The organism is Methylobacterium sp. W2 (genome assembly GCF_020662345.1).
Lineage (GTDB): Bacteria > Pseudomonadota > Alphaproteobacteria > Rhizobiales > Beijerinckiaceae > Methylobacterium.
The window spans coordinates 88,210-105,279 of record NZ_VMOA01000003.1; the positions used below are offsets into that span (position 1 = coordinate 88,210).

27 protein-coding genes are annotated in these 17,070 nt (G+C 64.0%); all 27 read left to right on the forward strand.

What is annotated here, in order from left to right:
• The first annotated feature begins 72 nt into the window (after positions 1-72).
• The 27 genes from FPV16_RS02525 (at position 73) to secY (ending at position 17,056) form a co-directional block, all read left to right on the forward strand.
• Positions 73-687, forward strand: a complete 615-nt coding sequence (locus tag FPV16_RS02525; RefSeq protein WP_227435877.1) for a DUF805 domain-containing protein — start codon at positions 73-75, stop codon at positions 685-687.
• 349 nt (positions 688-1,036) lie between these two features.
• Positions 1,037-1,408 (forward strand): 30S ribosomal protein S12, encoded by a 372-nt coding sequence (gene rpsL / locus FPV16_RS02530; RefSeq protein ID WP_018044234.1) that lies wholly within the window; start codon positions 1,037-1,039, stop codon positions 1,406-1,408.
• 118 nt (positions 1,409-1,526) lie between these two features.
• The gene (gene rpsG, locus FPV16_RS02535) at positions 1,527-1,997 is read left to right on the forward strand and encodes a 30S ribosomal protein S7 (RefSeq protein ID WP_018044233.1); all 471 of its coding nucleotides are present in this window, start codon (positions 1,527-1,529) and stop codon (positions 1,995-1,997) included.
• Between the two features lie 30 nt (positions 1,998-2,027).
• Positions 2,028-4,103: an elongation factor G gene (gene fusA, locus FPV16_RS02540; RefSeq protein WP_227435878.1), complete on the forward strand. Its 2,076-nt coding sequence runs from the start codon at positions 2,028-2,030 to the stop codon at positions 4,101-4,103.
• A 63-nt stretch (positions 4,104-4,166) separates the two neighbouring features.
• Positions 4,167-5,357 carry an elongation factor Tu gene (tuf, locus tag FPV16_RS02545; RefSeq protein ID WP_207412100.1) on the forward strand — a complete coding sequence of 397 codons (1,191 nt, stop codon included), beginning with the start codon at positions 4,167-4,169 and terminating at the stop codon, positions 5,355-5,357.
• A gap of 85 nt (positions 5,358-5,442) precedes the next feature.
• A complete protein-coding gene (rpsJ, locus tag FPV16_RS02550; protein ID WP_018044230.1) occupies positions 5,443-5,751 on the forward strand; it encodes a 30S ribosomal protein S10 in 309 nt (102 codons plus the stop codon).
• 50 nt (positions 5,752-5,801) lie between these two features.
• A complete protein-coding gene (gene rplC / locus FPV16_RS02555; RefSeq protein WP_018044229.1) occupies positions 5,802-6,545 on the forward strand; it encodes a 50S ribosomal protein L3 in 744 nt (247 codons plus the stop codon).
• A complete protein-coding gene (gene rplD / locus FPV16_RS02560; RefSeq protein WP_027172970.1) occupies positions 6,545-7,165 on the forward strand; it encodes a 50S ribosomal protein L4 in 621 nt (206 codons plus the stop codon). The genes rplC and rplD overlap by 1 nt, the downstream gene beginning before the upstream one ends.
• Positions 7,162-7,458 carry a 50S ribosomal protein L23 gene (locus tag FPV16_RS02565; protein WP_018044227.1) on the forward strand — a complete coding sequence of 99 codons (297 nt, stop codon included), beginning with the start codon at positions 7,162-7,164 and terminating at the stop codon, positions 7,456-7,458. Before rplD ends, FPV16_RS02565 begins: the two co-directional genes overlap by 4 nt.
• Before the next feature lie 25 nt (positions 7,459-7,483).
• Positions 7,484-8,320 carry a 50S ribosomal protein L2 gene (gene rplB / locus FPV16_RS02570; protein ID WP_227435879.1) on the forward strand — a complete coding sequence of 279 codons (837 nt, stop codon included), beginning with the start codon at positions 7,484-7,486 and terminating at the stop codon, positions 8,318-8,320.
• A 5-nt stretch (positions 8,321-8,325) separates the two neighbouring features.
• Positions 8,326-8,604 carry a 30S ribosomal protein S19 gene (gene rpsS, locus FPV16_RS02575; RefSeq protein WP_018044225.1) on the forward strand — a complete coding sequence of 93 codons (279 nt, stop codon included), beginning with the start codon at positions 8,326-8,328 and terminating at the stop codon, positions 8,602-8,604.
• 1 nt (position 8,605) lies between these two features.
• Complete coding sequence (rplV, locus tag FPV16_RS02580) at positions 8,606-8,992, forward strand: 50S ribosomal protein L22 (RefSeq protein ID WP_018044224.1); 387 nt, start codon at positions 8,606-8,608, stop codon at positions 8,990-8,992.
• 10 nt (positions 8,993-9,002) lie between these two features.
• Positions 9,003-9,743, forward strand: coding sequence for a 30S ribosomal protein S3 (gene rpsC, locus FPV16_RS02585; RefSeq protein WP_227435880.1), 741 nt, complete (start codon positions 9,003-9,005; stop codon positions 9,741-9,743).
• Positions 9,744-9,792: 49 nt separating this feature from the next.
• Positions 9,793-10,206, forward strand: coding sequence for a 50S ribosomal protein L16 (rplP, locus tag FPV16_RS02590; protein WP_018044222.1), 414 nt, complete (start codon positions 9,793-9,795; stop codon positions 10,204-10,206).
• 12 nt (positions 10,207-10,218) lie between these two features.
• Positions 10,219-10,434 carry a 50S ribosomal protein L29 gene (gene rpmC / locus FPV16_RS02595; RefSeq protein WP_018044221.1) on the forward strand — a complete coding sequence of 72 codons (216 nt, stop codon included), beginning with the start codon at positions 10,219-10,221 and terminating at the stop codon, positions 10,432-10,434.
• 10 nt (positions 10,435-10,444) lie between these two features.
• Positions 10,445-10,711: a 30S ribosomal protein S17 gene (gene rpsQ, locus FPV16_RS02600; protein WP_227435881.1), complete on the forward strand. Its 267-nt coding sequence runs from the start codon at positions 10,445-10,447 to the stop codon at positions 10,709-10,711.
• A gap of 535 nt (positions 10,712-11,246) precedes the next feature.
• Positions 11,247-11,615 carry a 50S ribosomal protein L14 gene (gene rplN, locus FPV16_RS02605; protein ID WP_018044219.1) on the forward strand — a complete coding sequence of 123 codons (369 nt, stop codon included), beginning with the start codon at positions 11,247-11,249 and terminating at the stop codon, positions 11,613-11,615.
• Positions 11,615-11,932 carry a 50S ribosomal protein L24 gene (gene rplX / locus FPV16_RS02610; RefSeq protein ID WP_018044218.1) on the forward strand — a complete coding sequence of 106 codons (318 nt, stop codon included), beginning with the start codon at positions 11,615-11,617 and terminating at the stop codon, positions 11,930-11,932. Before rplN ends, rplX begins: the two co-directional genes overlap by 1 nt.
• Entirely contained in the window at positions 11,925-12,491 is a 567-nt protein-coding gene (rplE, locus tag FPV16_RS02615) for a 50S ribosomal protein L5 (protein WP_027172974.1), read from the forward strand. The genes rplX and rplE overlap by 8 nt, the downstream gene beginning before the upstream one ends.
• Positions 12,492-12,530: 39 nt before the next feature.
• Positions 12,531-12,836, forward strand: coding sequence for a 30S ribosomal protein S14 (rpsN, locus tag FPV16_RS02620; RefSeq protein ID WP_018044216.1), 306 nt, complete (start codon positions 12,531-12,533; stop codon positions 12,834-12,836).
• 12 nt (positions 12,837-12,848) lie between these two features.
• Positions 12,849-13,244 (forward strand): 30S ribosomal protein S8, encoded by a 396-nt coding sequence (rpsH, locus tag FPV16_RS02625; protein WP_018044215.1) that lies wholly within the window; start codon positions 12,849-12,851, stop codon positions 13,242-13,244.
• 22 nt (positions 13,245-13,266) lie between these two features.
• Entirely contained in the window at positions 13,267-13,800 is a 534-nt protein-coding gene (gene rplF, locus FPV16_RS02630; protein WP_227435882.1) for a 50S ribosomal protein L6, read from the forward strand.
• A 12-nt stretch (positions 13,801-13,812) separates the two neighbouring features.
• Entirely contained in the window at positions 13,813-14,175 is a 363-nt protein-coding gene (gene rplR / locus FPV16_RS02635) for a 50S ribosomal protein L18 (protein WP_018044213.1), read from the forward strand.
• Positions 14,176-14,268: 93 nt separating this feature from the next.
• A complete protein-coding gene (rpsE, locus tag FPV16_RS02640) occupies positions 14,269-14,856 on the forward strand; it encodes a 30S ribosomal protein S5 (RefSeq protein WP_018044212.1) in 588 nt (195 codons plus the stop codon).
• A gap of 12 nt (positions 14,857-14,868) precedes the next feature.
• The gene (gene rpmD / locus FPV16_RS02645) at positions 14,869-15,060 is read left to right on the forward strand and encodes a 50S ribosomal protein L30 (protein WP_018044211.1); all 192 of its coding nucleotides are present in this window, start codon (positions 14,869-14,871) and stop codon (positions 15,058-15,060) included.
• A gap of 11 nt (positions 15,061-15,071) precedes the next feature.
• Positions 15,072-15,569 (forward strand): 50S ribosomal protein L15, encoded by a 498-nt coding sequence (rplO, locus tag FPV16_RS02650; RefSeq protein WP_027172977.1) that lies wholly within the window; start codon positions 15,072-15,074, stop codon positions 15,567-15,569.
• A gap of 149 nt (positions 15,570-15,718) precedes the next feature.
• Complete coding sequence (gene secY / locus FPV16_RS02655; protein ID WP_056251141.1) at positions 15,719-17,056, forward strand: preprotein translocase subunit SecY; 1,338 nt, start codon at positions 15,719-15,721, stop codon at positions 17,054-17,056.
• Positions 17,057-17,070 lie beyond the last annotated feature (14 nt).

Consider the following 17,070-nt stretch of genomic DNA (forward strand, 5'->3'; position numbering starts at 1 on the left):
TGCGCCGATCCCGCAACACAACACGCCTACGTTGCATCCGAACATGGAGCGGCGTCCGCATCGGGGGGCGTAATGAAGGGCAAAGTTTTGGCCGTGGCCGGCGCGGGGGCGCCTGGTGTCATTTCCGGCGAGGATGGACGACGCTATAGCTTCGCCATAACCGACATGCGCACCAGCCATCCCTACGTAGGGCAGGAGGTGGATTTCCAGGCGGAGGGCGATCTCGCTCGGGACGTCTACGCAATTGGAGGCGGCGGTCAGCAAACCGTCCAACAACCGCAGCGGGACTGGGTCAAGTTTTACTTCAGCCCCACGGGACGCCTCGGCCGAAGCGATTACTGGCTCTACGGCTTTCTGGTGATTCTCGTGGCAAGCCTGTTGCTCGGATGGATCCCCGTCTTCGGGCAGATCCTGTCCCTGGTCTTCCTGTGGTCAGGCATTGCGTTGAATATCAAACGCTTCCACGATGTCGGCTATTCCGGCTGGTGGAACTTCATTGCCGTCCCGCCGTCTCTCCTCGCGGTCATCGCGGCGGCGGCGAATCCCCGAGATCCCACCCTGGCGGTGGTTCTGGGCGTCGTTGCCGTCGTAGCAGCACTTTGGGCATTCTTCGCGATATTGATCGCACGAGGAGAAACCGGTCCCAACCGCTTCGGTCCCGACCCGCGCGACGAAGCGGCCAATTAAGAAGCTTAATTATTGCCCGCAAGGATTGACGTTCCGCCGTTCCCCGCATAGAAGCACGCCACTCCGGCACAACAGCAGGACATAGCGAGTCGCGACCCTCGGGCCGAAAGACAATCGCTCATCCGGTTCCGGCACTCACATCGACTGACATCCTTGTCAGATCAGTAGGTACGAGCGCGCTGCAAGGCGTGATCCTCTGCCGAACACGCGCCACGGGTCCTCACGGATCCATGGCGCATATTCGTTTTGCGGATCTTCTTTCGAGGATCCGCGACAGCTTGGAAACAGGCTGCCTCGTGAAGCCGAACATGGGATCGCGTCTCAGCGGTCCGAATGAAGAGGGCAGAGTATGCCGACGATCAACCAGCTGATCGCACAGCCGCGTAAGGCGCAGAAGAGCCGCAACAAGGTGCCGGCGCTCGACGCCTGCCCGCAGAAGCGTGGCGTTTGCACCCGCGTCTACACGACGACCCCGAAGAAGCCGAACTCGGCTCTCCGTAAGGTTGCCAAGGTCCGTCTGACCAACGGCTTCGAAGTCATCGGGTACATCCCCGGCGAAGGTCACAACCTTCAGGAGCACTCCGTGGTCATGATCCGCGGCGGCCGCGTGAAGGATCTTCCGGGCGTTCGCTACCACATCCTGCGCGGCGTGCTCGACACGCAGGGCGTCAAGGGTCGTAAGCAGCGCCGCTCCAAGTACGGCGCCAAGCGTCCGAAGTAAGAACGGCGCCCGAAGCAAGAATTTCGTGCACCCCGTAAGGATGCCGCCGACCTCCATGAGGTTCCAGGTGGCCTGCGCGGGGTGGTTTCAAGACCTTGATTTATAGACGGAGCGAGCGATGTCCCGCCGCCATTCTGCCGAAAAGCGTGAGATCATCCCGGACGCCAAGTACGGCGACATCGTGCTGACCAAGTTCATGAATTCGATCATGTACGAGGGCAAGAAGTCGATCGCCGAAGGTATAGTCTACGGCGCATTCGACATCGTCGAGAACCGTGCCCGTGCGAACCCGATCGAAGTGTTCCGCGCCGCTCTCGAGAACGTCGCTCCGGCGATCGAAGTTCGTTCCCGCCGCGTTGGCGGCGCGACCTACCAGGTCCCCGTCGAAGTCCGCACCGAGCGTCGTCAGGCCCTGGCGATACGTTGGCTGATCCAGGCCGCCCGTGGCCGCAACGACCGCACCATGGTCGAGCGCCTCTCGGCCGAACTCCTCGATGCCGCGAATAACCGTGGCAACGCGGTCAAGAAGCGGGAAGACACGCATCGGATGGCTGAAGCCAACCGTGCCTTCTCGCACTACCGCTGGTAAGCGGCCCCGGACCCTTTCAGGAGCAATCCGATGCCCCGCACGCATGCGATCGAGGACTACCGCAATTTCGGCATCATGGCTCACATTGATGCTGGCAAAACCACGACCACTGAGCGGATCCTCTACTACACCGGCAAGTCCCATAAGATCGGCGAAGTCCATGACGGCGCCGCCACGATGGATTGGATGACGCAGGAGCAGGAGCGTGGCATCACGATTACCTCCGCTGCGACCACCTGCTTCTGGCGCGACAAGCGCCTGAACATCATCGACACCCCCGGCCACGTGGATTTCACCATCGAAGTGGAGCGCTCGCTCCGCGTCCTCGATGGCGCGGTCTGCGTGCTCGACGGCAACCAGGGCGTCGAGCCCCAGACCGAGACCGTCTGGCGTCAGGCTGACAAGTATGACGTTCCGCGCGTCGTGTTCGTCAACAAGATGGACAAGATCGGCGCCGACTTCTTCAAATGCGTCGCCGACATCATCGATCGCGTCGCCGGCAAGCCGGTTTGCCTTCAGCTGCCGATCGGCGCCGAGACGTCCTTCAAGGGCGTCATCGACCTGATCAAGATGAAGGCCATCGTCTGGACGTCCGAGAAGCTGGGTGCCGATTTCTCGGAGACCGAGATCCCGGCCGACCTCGCTGATCAGGCTGCAGAATACCGCATCAAGCTCGTCGAAGCCTGCGTCGAGATGGATGACGATGCCATGTCGGCCTATCTCGACGGTGTCGAGCCGGATGCCGAGACGATGCATCGCCTCGTGCGCACCGCCGTCCAGCGTCGCGCCTTCCACCCCGTGCTGTGCGGTTCGGCGTTCAAGAACAAGGGCGTTCAGCCCCTGCTCGACGCCGTCGTCGATTACCTGCCGTCTCCCGCGGATCGCGGCGAGATCAAGGGCCTCGACTTTAAGACCGAGGAAGAGATCGTCCGGCATCCGTCCGACAGCGATCCCTTTTCGATGCTCGCGTTCAAGATCATGGACGACCCCCATGTCGGCACGATCACGTTCTGCCGCGTCTATTCAGGCAAGGTCGAGTCGGGCGCCAACGTCATCAACTCGTCGCGCGACAAGAAGGAGCGTGTCGGTCGCATGCTCCTCATGCACGCCAATAACCGCGAAGACGTCAAGGAAGCCTTCACCGGCGACATCGTCGCCCTGGCCGGCCTGAAGGATACCCGCACGGGCGATACCCTGTGCGATCCGAAGGACGCCGTCATCCTCGAGAAGATGGAGTTCCCGGAGCCCGTCATCGAGATCGCGGTGGAGCCGAAGTCGAAGGCCGATCAGGAGAAGCTCGGCATCGCTCTTGCCAAGCTCGCCGCGGAGGATCCGTCCTTCCGCGTCTCGACCGACCAGGAATCGGGCCAGACCATCCTTCGCGGGATGGGCGAGCTCCACCTCGACATCAAGGTCGACATCCTGCGCCGCACCTACATGGTCGACGCGAATATCGGCCAGCCGCAGGTGGCGTATCGTGAGAAGCTCACGAAGCGCACCGAGATCGACTACACCCACAAGAAGCAGACCGGTGGTACCGGTCAGTTCGCCCGGGTGAAGTTCGTCGTCGAGCCGAACGAGCCCGGCAAGGGCTTCGAGTTCTCGTCGAAGATCATCGGCGGCACGGTGCCCAAGGAATACATCCCGGGCGTCGAGAAGGGCCTCAACTCGGTGCTCGGCGCCGGTATCCTTGCCGGCTTCCCGGTGGTGGACATCAAGGTCGAGCTGATCGACGGCGCCTACCACGATGTCGACTCGTCGGCCCTGGCCTTCGAAATCGCCTCCCGTGCGGCGCTCCGCGAAGCCCTCCAGAAGGGCGGATCGGTCCTCCTCGAGCCGGTGATGAAAGTCGAAGTCGTCTCGCCGGAAGAGTATACCGGTTCGGTGATCGGCGATCTGAACTCCCGCCGTGGCCAGATCCAGGGCCAGGACATGCGCGGCAATGCGAACGTCATCAACGCGATGGTGCCGCTGGCCAACATGTTCGGCTACGTGAACCAGCTGCGCTCCTTCTCCCAGGGCCGCGCGAACTTCACGATGCAATTCGACCATTACGAAGAGGTGCCGCGCGGCGAGGCCGAGAAGGTCGTCGCGAAGTACGCTTAAGGCTTCCCGCCTTTTCCGGACCGCAGCAGCATCACCTGAAACACTGAGATTACGGAGGCTACGATGGCCAAAGAGAAGTTTGCTCGTACCAAGCCGCACTGCAACATCGGCACGATCGGTCACGTCGACCACGGCAAGACGTCGCTGACGGCGGCGATCACGAAGGTCCTGGCGGAGTCGGGCGGGGCGACGTTCACGGCCTACGACCAGATCGACAAGGCCCCCGAGGAGAAGGCCCGCGGCATCACGATTTCGACCGCCCACGTCGAGTACGAGACCGCCAACCGGCACTACGCCCACGTCGATTGCCCAGGCCACGCCGATTACGTGAAGAACATGATCACCGGTGCTGCCCAGATGGACGGCGCGATCCTGGTCGTGTCGGCCGCCGACGGCCCGATGCCGCAGACCCGCGAGCACATCCTGCTCGCCCGCCAGGTCGGCGTGCCGGCGCTGGTGGTGTTCCTCAACAAGGTCGACCTCGTCGACGACGAGGAGCTCCTCGAGCTCGTCGAGATGGAGGTGCGCGAGCTCCTCTCCAAGTACGACTTCCCCGGCGACGACATCCCGATCACCAAGGGCTCGGCCAAGGTCGCCCTCGACAACGGCGACAAGGCCGTCGGCCACGACGCCGTGCTGGCCCTGATGGCCTCGGTGGACGCCTACATCCCGCAGCCGGAGCGTCCGATCGACAAGCCGTTCCTGATGCCGATCGAGGACGTGTTCTCGATCTCGGGCCGCGGCACCGTGGTGACGGGTCGCGTCGAGCGCGGCATCGTCAAGGTCGGCGAGACCGTCGAGATCGTCGGCATCCGCGACACCCAGACCACCACGGTCACGGGCGTCGAGATGTTCCGCAAGCTGCTCGACCAGGGCCAGGCCGGCGACAATGTCGGCGTGCTCCTGCGCGGCACCAAGCGCGAGGACGTCGAGCGCGGCCAGGTCGTGTGCAAGCCCGGCTCGGTCAAGCCCCACACCAAGTTCAAGGCCGAAGCCTACATCCTCACCAAGGAGGAGGGCGGCCGCCACACCCCGTTCTTCACCAACTACCGGCCGCAGTTCTACTTCCGCACCACCGACGTCACCGGCGTCTGCGAACTGCCCGAGGGCACCGAGATGGTGATGCCCGGTGACAGCGTCACCATGGACGTCACCCTCATCGTCCCCGTCGCCATGGAAGAGAAGCTCCGCTTCGCCATCCGTGAAGGCGGACGCACCGTCGGCGCCGGCGTCGTCGCCGCCATCAACGATTAAGTTCGGTACGCTCAGTCTGCTGGGATCGACAGAGGGGCGGGTCCTCGCGCCCGCCCCTTCTTAAGTCCCGCCAAGGTTTCAGGTCATGAACGGTCAGAATATCCGCATTCGCCTCAAGGCGTTCGATCATCGCATCCTCGATGCCTCGACCCGCGAGATCGTGTCGACGGCCAAGCGCACCGGCGCGACCATCCGTGGTCCGATCCCGCTGCCGACGCATATCGAGAAGTTCACCGTCAACCGCTCGCCGCACATCGACAAGAAGTCGCGCGAGCAGTTCGAGATGCGCACTCACAAGCGCGTCCTCGATATCGTCGATCCGACGCCGCAGACCGTGGACGCGCTGATGAAGCTCGACCTCGCCGCTGGCGTGGACGTGGAGATCAAGCTCTAAGTCCCGCGGGGATTTAGAGCTTACCGTAGAATCGCGCGAGGGAGACACCTATGCGCTCAGGCGTCATTGCACAGAAGGTCGGCATGACCCGCATCTTTACGGATGCTGGCGAACATGTCCCCGTGACAGTGCTTAAAATCGATCAATGCCAGGTGGTTGCCCACCGTACCGTCGAGAAGAACGGCTACGTCGCCCTTCAGGTCGGCGTCGGCAAGGCCAAGGTGAAGAACGTGTCGGCTGCCGAGCGCGGCCGGTTCGCGGTCGCCAAGGTCGAGCCGAAGCAGAAGCTTGCCGAGTTCCGCGTGTCCGAGGACGCGCTGATCCCGGTCGGTGCCGAGATCACCGCCGACCACTTCATCCCCGGTCAGTTCGTCGACGTGACGGGCACGACCACGGGTAAGGGCTTCGCCGGTGGTATGAAGCGCTGGAACTTCGGCGGTCTGCGCGCCACCCACGGCGTATCCATCTCGCACCGTTCGATCGGTTCGACCGGTGGCCGCCAGGATCCCGGCAAGACCTTCAAGAACAAGAAGATGCCCGGTCACATGGGCGTCGACCGGGTCACGACCCAGAACCTGCGCGTCGTGCGTACGGATCCCGAGCGTGGCCTCATCCTCGTCGAAGGCGCCGTCCCCGGTGTCGCCGGCGGCTGGATCCAGATCCGCGACGCGGTGAAGCGCAAGCTCCCCGCCGACGTGCCGCAGCCGGGCAAGTTCCGTGAGAACGGTTCCTCCGCTGCTCCCGCCACCGAAGCTCCGGCTCCCGAGGCTCCCGCTTCCGAGGAGAACGCGTGATGAAGCTCGATATCACCACTCTCGACGGCGATGGCGCCGGGTCCATCGACCTGGACGAGACCATCTTCGGTCTCGAGCCCCGCGCCGATCTGCTTCAGCGCATGGTGCGCTGGCAGCTTGCCAAGCGTCAGGCCGGCACCCATGCGGTGAAGAACCGTTCGGACGTCAACCGCACGCGCAAGAAGCTGTACAAGCAGAAGGGCACCGGTAACGCTCGTCACGGCGCCGCCTCCGCTCCGCAGTTCCGCGGCGGTGGACGCGCCTTCGGTCCGGTCGTGCGCAGCCATGCCCACGACCTGCCCAAGAAGGTCCGCGCTCTGGCTCTCCGCCACGCCCTGTCCGCCAAGGTGAAGGCCGAGACCCTCATCATCGTGGACGACGTGACGCTCGCCGACGGCAAGACCAGGAACCTGGTCGAGCGGTTCGAGAAGATGGGCCTGTCCAGCGCGCTGATCATCAGCGGCGCCGAGGTCGACGTGAACTTCGGTCGCGCCGCCCGCAACATCCCGCAGATCGACGTCCTGCCGGTCCAGGGCATCAACGTCTACGACATCCTGCGTCGCGACAAGCTCGTGCTGACGCGCGCAGCGATCGATGCGCTGGAGGCGCGATTCAAATGAGTGCCGATCCGCGCCACTACGACATCATCGTCTCCCCGGTCATCACCGAGAAGGCGACGAACCTCACCGAGCAGAACAAGGTCGTCTTCCGGGTCTCCCCGAAGGCTACCAAGCCGCAGATCAAAGAAGCGGTCGAGAAGCTGTTCGACGTCAAGGTCACGGGCGTGAACACGCTCGTCACCAAGGGCAAGAAGAAGATTTTCCGCGGGCTTCGCGGACAGCGTTCGGACGTGAAGAAAGCGATCGTGACCCTCGCCGAGGGTGAAACGATCGACGTCACGACCGGGCTCTGACACGAAAAGCGTTAGGATCAAGCCGATGGCCTTGAAGACATTCAAACCGGTCACGCCGAGCCTTCGCCAGCTCGTGCTTGTCGACCGCCGTGAGCTCTACAAGGGCAAGCCGGTCAAGAAGCTCACCGAGGGCAAGTCGTCCTCGGGCGGCCGCAACAACCTCGGTCGCATCACCGTCCGCTTCCGCGGCGGTGGACACAAGCGCACCCTGCGCAACGTCGATTTCAAGCGGCGTGAGCAGCTCGGCGTCGCCGCGACGGTGGAGCGGATCGAGTACGATCCCAACCGTACGGCGTTCATCGCGCTGATCACCTTCCCCGACGGCGTGCAGAGCTACATCATCGCTCCTCAGCGCCTGTCGCCGGGCGACAAGGTGATTGCCGCCGAGCAGGTCGACATCAAGCCGGGCAATGCCGGCCCGGTCGGCAACATGCCGGTGGGCACCATCGTCCACAACGTCGAGCTGAAGATCGGCAAGGGCGGCGCGATCGCCCGTTCGGCCGGGAACTACGCCCAGATCGTCGGACGCGACCAGGGCTACGTCACGCTGCGCCTGAACTCGGGAGAGCAGCGCCTGGTCCACGGCCAGTGCTTCGCCAGTGTCGGTGCGGTGTCGAACCCGGACCACATGAACATCTCCCTCGGCAAGGCCGGTCGCAATCGCTGGCTCGGCAAGCGCCCGCACGTCCGCGGCGTTGCCATGAACCCGGTCGATCACCCGCACGGCGGCGGTGAGGGTCGTACCTCGGGCGGCCGTAACCCGGTCACGCCCTGGGGCGTGCCCACCAAGGGGAAGAAGACCCGCTCCAACAAGCGGACCGACGTCTTCATCCTCGCCAGCCGTCACAACCGCAAGAAGTAACCCTCATGGCACGCTCGCTCTGGAAGGGGCCGTTCATCGACGGCTACCTCCTCAAGAAGGCTGAGACCGCTCGCGGATCCAGCCGCAACGAAGTCATCAAGATCTGGAGCCGTCGCTCCACGATCCTGCCGCAGTTCGTCGGGCTCACCTTCGGTGTGCACAACGGACAGAAGCATATCCCGGTCTACGTGTCCGAGGAGATGGTCGGTCATAAGTTCGGCGAGTTCTCGCCGACCCGTACCTTCCATGGCCACGCAGCCGACAAGAAGGCGAAGAGGCGCTGAGATGGGCAAGCAAGCCACCCCCCGCGCGCTCCCCGAGAACGAAGCGAAGGCCGTCGCGCGCATGCTGCGCGTGAGCCCTCAGAAGCTCAATCTCGTTGCGCAACTCATCCGCGGTAAGAAGGTCGAGTCGGCTTTGGCCGACCTGGAATTCTCCCGCAAGCGGATCGCCCGCGAGGTCAAGAAGTGCCTCGAGAGCGCCATCGCCAATGCCGAGAACAACCATGACCTCGATGTCGACGATCTCGTCGTCTCCGAGGCGTTCGTCGGCAAGGCGCTCGTGCTCAAGCGGTTCCACGCCCGTGCGCGTGGCCGCGGCGCCCGCATCCTGAAGCCCTTCGCGAACCTCACCATCGTGGTGCGCGAAGTCCCGACCGCCGAAGCGGCGTGAGGAGGACCTGATGGGCCAGAAAGTCAATCCGATCGGTCTGCGGCTCGGTATCAACCGGACCTGGGACTCCCGCTGGTTCGCCCAGAAGGGTGAATACGCCAAGCTGATGCACGAGGACGTGGCCATCCGCGCCGCCCTCATGAAGCAGCTGAAGCAGGCGGCGGTCTCGAAGATCGTCATCGAGCGTCCGCACCGGAAGTGCCGCGTCACCATCCACTCGGGTCGTCCGGGCGTGGTGATCGGCAAGAAGGGCGCGGATATCGAGAAGCTGCGCAAGCTCGTCGGCACCCTTACCAAGGCCGACGTGACAATCAACATCGTCGAGGTGCGCAAGCCCGAGATCGATGCCACCCTGGTGGCCGATTCGATCGCCCAGCAGCTCGAGCGTCGTGTCGCTTTCCGTCGTGCCATGAAGCGCGCCGTGCAGTCGGCCATGCGTCTCGGTGCCGAAGGCATCCGGATCAACTGTTCGGGTCGTCTCGGCGGCGCCGAGATCGCTCGCCAGGAATGGTACCGCGAAGGTCGCGTCCCGCTGCATACCCTGCGCGCGGATGTCGATTACGGCGTGGCGACCGCCTTCACGACCTACGGGACGTGCGGAATCAAGGTGTGGGTGTTCAAGGGCGAAATCCTCGAACACGACCCGATGGCGCAGGACAAGCGCGCTCAGGAAGAAGGCGGCCGTTCGGGCGGACGTCGCGAGCGCGATGGCGAGGGTGGCCGCGAACGCGGCCGGCGCGACCACGCCTGAGGCGTGATCGCGTATGCCCGTTAGCCATAGAAGGTGTTGAGAGGCTGCCATGTTGCAACCCAAGAAGACCAGGTTTCGTAAGCAGTTCAAGGGTCGCATCCACGGTGCGGCCAAGGGCGGCTTCGACCTGAATTTCGGGACCTTTGGCCTGAAGGCCATCGAACCCGAGCGCGTCACCGCACGGCAGATCGAGGCGGCTCGCCGCGCGATCACCCGTGAAATGAAGCGCCAGGGCCGTGTTTGGATCCGGATCTTCCCGGACGTTCCGGTCACGGCAAAGCCCACCGAAGTCCGAATGGGCTCCGGTAAGGGTGCACCCGAGTTCTGGGCTGCCCGCGTGCATCCCGGACGTATCATGTTCGAAGTCGACGGCGTCGCCGAGGACATCGCCAAGGAGGCCCTGCGCCTCGGTGCGGCGAAGCTCCCGATCCGCACGCGCGTCGTTCAGCGCATCGCTGACTAAGGGGAGGGGATCATGAAGTCGTCACAGAGACAGTCGGATCTGGCCGCCCTGTCGCCCGATCAGCTGAACGATGAGCTGCTGAACCTGAAGAAGGAGCAGTTTAACCTGCGCTTCCAGGGCGCCACCGGCCAGCTCGAGAACGTCGCACGGGTCCGTGAGGTCCGCCGCGATATCGCCCGCGTTCGCACTCTCCAGCGTCAGAAGACGCTGAAGTCCGCGCAGGCTTGAGGAGTACACCATGCCGAAGCGCGTATTGCAGGGCGTCGTCGTCAGCGACAAGGGCGAGAAGACCATCGTCGTGAAGGTGGAGCGTCGCTTCACCCATCCGGTGATGAAGAAGACGGTCCGTCGTTCGAAGAACTACCACGCCCACGACGAGACCAACGTCGCCAAGGTCGGCCAGACCGTGTCGATCGAGGAATGCCGTCCGTTCTCGAAGACCAAGACCTGGAAGCTCATCGAAGGTGGCGCAGCCGCCGTGGAATCACCTTCCGCCGAAGCGTGAGCCCGATGCAGGGTCGTTAAAGCGGGCGCAGCTTCTGCGCCCGCTTTTTTGCGTCGTCCATCGGTCACCGGGGACACCGGATCGCGTATCGGGTCGCCTGCATGATGCGGCTGGTCTTCCGCAGCACCCGCGGACGAATCATCCGACGTCGATATTACGAAAAGCACCGTCGTGCCTTGCGGCCGACATGACCGTTCGTCGTGTGTCGACGTGCGGCGCTTGCTGAAAGGGCGCGACGGCGACGCGAACCGCCCTGTTTTCCTGCTCTCGGCAGGGCGCCCGGGTCGATCGCATCATTGCAGCCGCGCGTCTTTGCTCTTGCACGGGGCGGGTCTCTATAGTAACAGGCCGTCCTTCGCGACATGCAAAAGGGTGTTCGCACTCTTGGACCGCGGCGACCGCGCCGGCGTTGAGAAACGCCGAATGCGCGGTCCTTCTATATGAGCCGGGGACATCAGATCCCCATCAGACGTCGTCCGCCGGACAATACCGTCCGTGTGCGGAAACCCGTCTGAAACAAGGAAAGGTCACTCTCGTGATCCAGATGCAGACGAATCTGGACGTCGCCGACAATTCTGGTGCGCGTCGCGTGATGTGCATCAAGGTTCTCGGCGGGTCGAAGCGCAAGTATGCCGGAGTTGGCGATATCATCGTCGTCTCGGTGAAGGAGGCCATTCCCCGCGGCCGCGTGAAGAAGGGCGACGTCATGAAAGCCGTCGTTGTTCGCACCGCCAAGGAAGTGAAGCGCGCCGACGGATCCGTGATCCGGTTCGACAAGAACGCCGCTGTCCTGATCAACAATCAGAAAGAGCCGATCGGCACCCGTATCTTCGGACCCGTGCCGCGCGAGTTGCGCGCCCGGAACCACATGAAGATCATCTCGCTCGCTCCGGAGGTGCTGTGATGGCTGCCAAGGTCAAGAAGGGCGACAAGGTCGTCATTCTCACCGGACGCGACAAGGGTCGGTCCGGTGAAGTCATCCAGGTGATGCCGAAGGAAGACCGTGCGCTCGTGCGTGGGGTCAATCTGGTCAAGAAGCACCAGAAGCAGACGCAGAACCAGGAAGGCGGCATCATCTCCAAGGAAGCCGCCATTCATCTGTCCAACATTGCGATTGCCGACCCGAAGGACGGTCAGCCCACGCGCGTTGGTTTCCGCATTCTCGACGACGGCCGCAAGGTCCGGTTCGCCAAGCGCTCGGGGGATCTGATCGATGGCTGAGAAGAACAACGACGCGTACACCCCTCGTCTGCGCAAGCATTACGATGAGGTCGTTCGCCAGAAGCTGATCGAAGAGTTCGGCTACAAGAACCCCATGCAGGTTCCGGTCATCGAGAAGATCGTGATCAACATGGGCGTCGGCGAGTCCACCGCCGATTCCAAGAAGGCCTCCGTCGCCGCCGGCGACCTTGCCCTGATCGCCGGCCAGAAGCCGGTCATCACCAAGGCCCGCAAGGCGATCGCGACCTTCAAGGTCCGCGAAGGCATGCCGATCGGCTGCAAGGTCACCCTGCGCAAGCATCGGATGTACGAGTTCATGGACCGTCTGATCACCATCGCGCTCCCGCGCGTTCGTGACTTCCGCGGCCTGAACCCCCGTTCGTTCGACGGCAACGGCAACTACGCGTTGGGCCTCAAGGAGCACCTCGTGTTCCCCGAGATCTCCTACGACAAGGCCGATGCCACCTGGGGCATGGACATCGTGATCCAGACGTCGGCTCGCACCGATGCCGAGGCGCGCGCGCTCCTGTCGCAATTCCGATTCCCGTTCCGGCAGTAAGGGCTGAAAAGCGCTTAGACGCGGACACTGGAGAGAGACATGGCAAAGAAAAGCTCAGTCGAGAAGAACAACCACCGCAAGGAACTCGTGAAGCGGTTCGCCGCCAAGCGTAAGGCCCTCCTTGCCACGGCCAACAACGAAGGCCTCGAGATGGAGGAGCGCTTCGAGGCGCGCCTCAAGCTCGCGGAACTGCCCCGCAACTCGTCGGCGACCCGGGTCCGCAACCGTTGCGGCATCACGGGACGTCCCCGCGCTTTCTACCGCAAGATGGGCATCTCGCGTGTGGCGCTTCGGGAACTTGGCAATCGGGGTCTCATCCCCGGTCTGGTCAAGTCCAGCTGGTAAGGAGCAGACACCATGGTCAACGATCCCGTGGGTGATATGCTCACCCGCATCCGCAACGGCCAGATGCGCCGCCGCAACGTCGTTCAGACGCCCGGCTCGCGTCTCCGGGCGAGCGTTCTCGATGTCCTCAAGGCCGAGGGCTACATCCGCGATTACGCCACGACCGATTTCGGCAATGGCCGCACCGAGTTCTCGATCGAGCTCAAGTACTATGACGGCCAGCCCGTCATCCGCTCGATCCAGCGCGTTTCGAAGCCCGGCCGCCGCGTCTATTCGGCCGTGACCGAACTTCCCCGCGTCGCCGATGGCCTCGGCGTCACCATCGTGTCCACCCCGCAGGGCGTCATGGCCGACCACGAGGCGCGTGAGCGCAACGTCGGCGGCGAAGTGCTCTGCAAGGTGTTCTGATCTCGGACTTGGAGGAAAGGCAATGTCTCGCGTAGGCAAGAAGCCCGTTCCCGTCCCGTCCGGTGTGACGGCCACGGTAACCGGTCAGACGGTAACGATGAAGGGCTCCAAGGGTGAGCTCAAATACGTCGTCCCCAATGTGGTGGACGTGATGTTCGAGGACGGCGCCGTCTCGGTGCTGCCCAAGAACCAGACCAAGGAGGCCCGCTCGCTGTGGGGCACCTCCCGGGCTCAGGTGGCGAACCTCGTCGAGGGCGTCTCCAAGGGGTTCGAGAAGAAGCTCGAGATCACCGGCGTCGGCTATCGTGCCGCCATGGCCGGCAAGGCCCTCAAGCTCTCCCTCGGCTACAGCCACGACATCGAGTACGAGATCCCGGTCGGGATCACGATCGCGGTGCCCAAGCCCACCGAGATCGTCATCTCCGGCATCGACCGGCAGGTGGTGGGACAGGTGGCAGCCGAGATTCGCGACTACCGCGGTCCCGAGCCCTACAAGGGCAAGGGCGTGCGGTACGCGGGTGAGTTCATCTTCCGCAAGGAAGGCAAGAAGAAGTAAGGGCCGGCCATCATGTCACGCAAAATCGATGCACTCGACCGCCGCAAGGCGCGTGTGCGCCGCGCGCTGCGGGCGGCGGCGAATGGACGGCCCCGGCTTTCGGTGTTCCGTTCCTCCAAGCAGATCTACGTCCAGGTCATCGACGACGCCGAGGGCAAGACCCTCGCCGCCGCCTCGACCCTCGACAAGGATCTCCGTTCGGGCCTGAAGACCGGTGCCGATACGGCAGCGGCCGCGGCCGTCGGCAAGCTCGTCGCCGAGCGCGCCAAGGCTGCCGGAGTCACCAAGGTGATCTTCGACCGCTCGGGCTACATCTATCATGGGCGCGTCAAGGCGCTCGCCGATGCCGCCCGTGAGGGTGGCCTCGAATTCTAAGACCAGGCGGGGAGGGGCGGCACAGGCCGTCCCTCGGACAAGCTATCAAGCGAGCGGGCTCCGCCGCCCGCGTCAGTGAGACAGGATTCAAACATGGCACGTGAACGGGAAGGCGGTGGCCGCGGCCGCCGTGATGAGCGCGAGGAGCGCGACAGCGAATTCGTGGACAAGCTCGTCCACATCAACCGTGTCGCCAAGGTGGTGAAGGGCGGCCGTCGCTTCGGTTTCGCGGCCCTCGTCGTCGTTGGCGACCAGAAGGGTCGCGTCGGATTCGGCCACGGCAAGGCACGCGAAGTGCCGGAAGCCATCCGCAAGGCCACGGAAGCCGCCAAGCGCGGTCTCGTCCGTGTCGCCCTGCGCGAGGGCCGTACCCTCCACCACGACGTCTACGGACGTCACGGTGCGGGCAAGGTCATCCTGCGCGCCGCCCCCCAGGGTACCGGCATCATCGCCGGCGGCCCGATGCGCGCCGTCTTCGAGACGCTGGGCATGCAGGACGTCGTGGCCAAGTCGCTCGGCTCGTCGAACCCCTACAACCTCGTCCGCGCCACCTTCGAGGCGCTGAAGAACGAGGACAGCCCGCGCGCCGTGGCTGCCCGTCGGGGTCTCAAGGTGTCGACGCTTCAGGCTCGCCGTCGCGATGCCGATCCGTCCGACCTGTCCGAAGCTGCAGTCGCTTAAGGGGAGGGTGCAATGGCAACGAAGACTCTCCGCGTCGAGCAGATCGGCTCGCCGATCCGCCGCGAGGGCGACCAGCGTGCGACGCTGATCGGCCTTAAGCTCAACAAGCTGCACCGGGTGGCCACGCTGGAGGATACTCCCTCCGTGCGCGGAATGATCCGCAAGGTGCACCACCTCGTGCGCGTCCTCGACGACGCGGCCTGAGGGAGGGCATCATGAAACTCAACGAAATCCACGATAACGACGGCGCAACCAAGAATCGGATGCGCGTCGGCCGGGGCATCGGCTCCGGCAAGGGCAAGACCGCTGGTCGCGGCGTCAAGGGTCAGAAGGCCCGTACCGGCGTCTCGATCAAGGGCTTCGAGGGCGGCCAGATGCCGCTTCACCGTCGCCTGCCCAAGCGCGGCTTCAACAACCTGTACTCCACGGACTTGAACGAGGTGAATCTCGGTCGCGTCCAGCAGGCTGTGGATGCCGGCCGTCTCGACGCTTCGGCGGTCGTCACGGTGGAATCCCTCGTCACCGCCGGAATCATCGCTCGTCCCCGTGACGGCGTGAAGCTGCTCGGCGTCGGCGAACTGACCGCGAAGCTCTCCTTCGAGGTCACCCGCGCGTCGAAATCGGCGGTCGAAGCTGTCGAGAAGATCGGCGGCACGGTCAATGTCGCTTACGGTGCCGGCATCTCCACCCGCGGCAAGCCGTCCGCGGAATAAGTCTTCCGACGCCGCTGTTGCGTAGCGTCGGGGCAGACTTTAAGTCGAAGCTCTGAGCGGCGGCCCGTGCGACCTGCGCGTGGCCGCCGTTTCAGTTTGTTCGGGGGTGCTTCAACCCCCAATCTGGATCGATTTCAGGAACGGGTGCCATGGCCTCAGCCGCCGAGCAGCTTGCCGCGAACCTCAATTTCGGGGCCATCGCCAAGGCCGACGAGCTCAAGAAGCGCATCTGGTTCACGCTGGGTGCGCTAGTGGTGTTTCGCCTCGGCACCTACATCCCGATCCCCGGCATCGACCCCGAGCAGTTCGCGCGGAACTTCCAGCAGCAGGCCGGCGGCGTCCTCGGTCTGTTCAACATGTTCTCCGGCGGTGCCGTCGAGCGCATGGCGATCTTCGCCCTCAACATCATGCCGTACATCTCGGCCTCCATCATCATTCAGCTTCTCACCTCGGTGATCCCGAGCCTGGAAACGCTGAAGAAGGAGGGTGAGTCCGGCCGCAAGGTCATCAACCAATACACGCGCTATCTCACGGTGGTGCTGGCTCTGGTGCAGAGCTGGGGCATCGCCTTCGGCCTCCAGAGTTCGAGCGCCGCGATCGATCCGGGTCCGTTCTTCATCCTGTCCACCGTGATCACGCTCACGGGCGGAACCCTGTTCCTGATGTGGATCGGTGAGCAGATCACGTCGCGCGGGATCGGCAACGGCTCCTCCCTCATCATCTTCGCCGGCATCGTCGCCCATCTGCCCACCGCCATCGTCGGTGCCCTGGAGCTGAGCCGGACCGGTGCGCTGTCCGCCGCCGTCATCCTCGGCGTCGGTCTGGCGGCCATCGTCCTCGTCTACTTCATCGTGTTCATGGAGCGGGCTCAGCGCCGGCTTCTGATCAACTACCCCAAGCGCCAGGTCGGCAATCGCATGTACGAGGGTCAGACCTCGTTCCTGCCGCTGAAGCTGAACACCGCCGGCGTGATCCCGCCGATCTTCGCGTCGTCCCTGCTTCTGCTGCCCGCCACCGTGGCGAGCTTCTCGGCCAATAACGGCGGCACCGGCGTGCTGGCGACGATCACGACCTATCTCGGCCACGGCCGACCGCTTTATATGGTTCTTTATGCGGCGCTGATCATCTTTTTCGCGTTCTTTTACACGGCGGTGGTCTTCAACCCGCAGGAGACGGCGGACAATCTGAAGAAGCAGGGCGGCTTCATCCCCGGCATCCGTCCGGGCGAGCGCACCGCCGCCTTCATCGACAAGGTGCTGACGCGCATCACCCTCATCGGCGCCCTGTATTTGACTTTCGTCTGCCTTGTGCCGGAGATCCTGGCCTCCTACGCATCGGCAAGCCTCGGATTCGGTGGCACCTCGCTCCTCATCGTCGTCTCCGTGACGATGGATACGGTGGCCCAGGTCCATGGACATCTGATGGCCCACCAGTATGAGGGCCTCGTGAAGAAGGCGAAGCTGCGCGGCGCCACACGGCGCCGCTGAGGCGCCCGAGACGA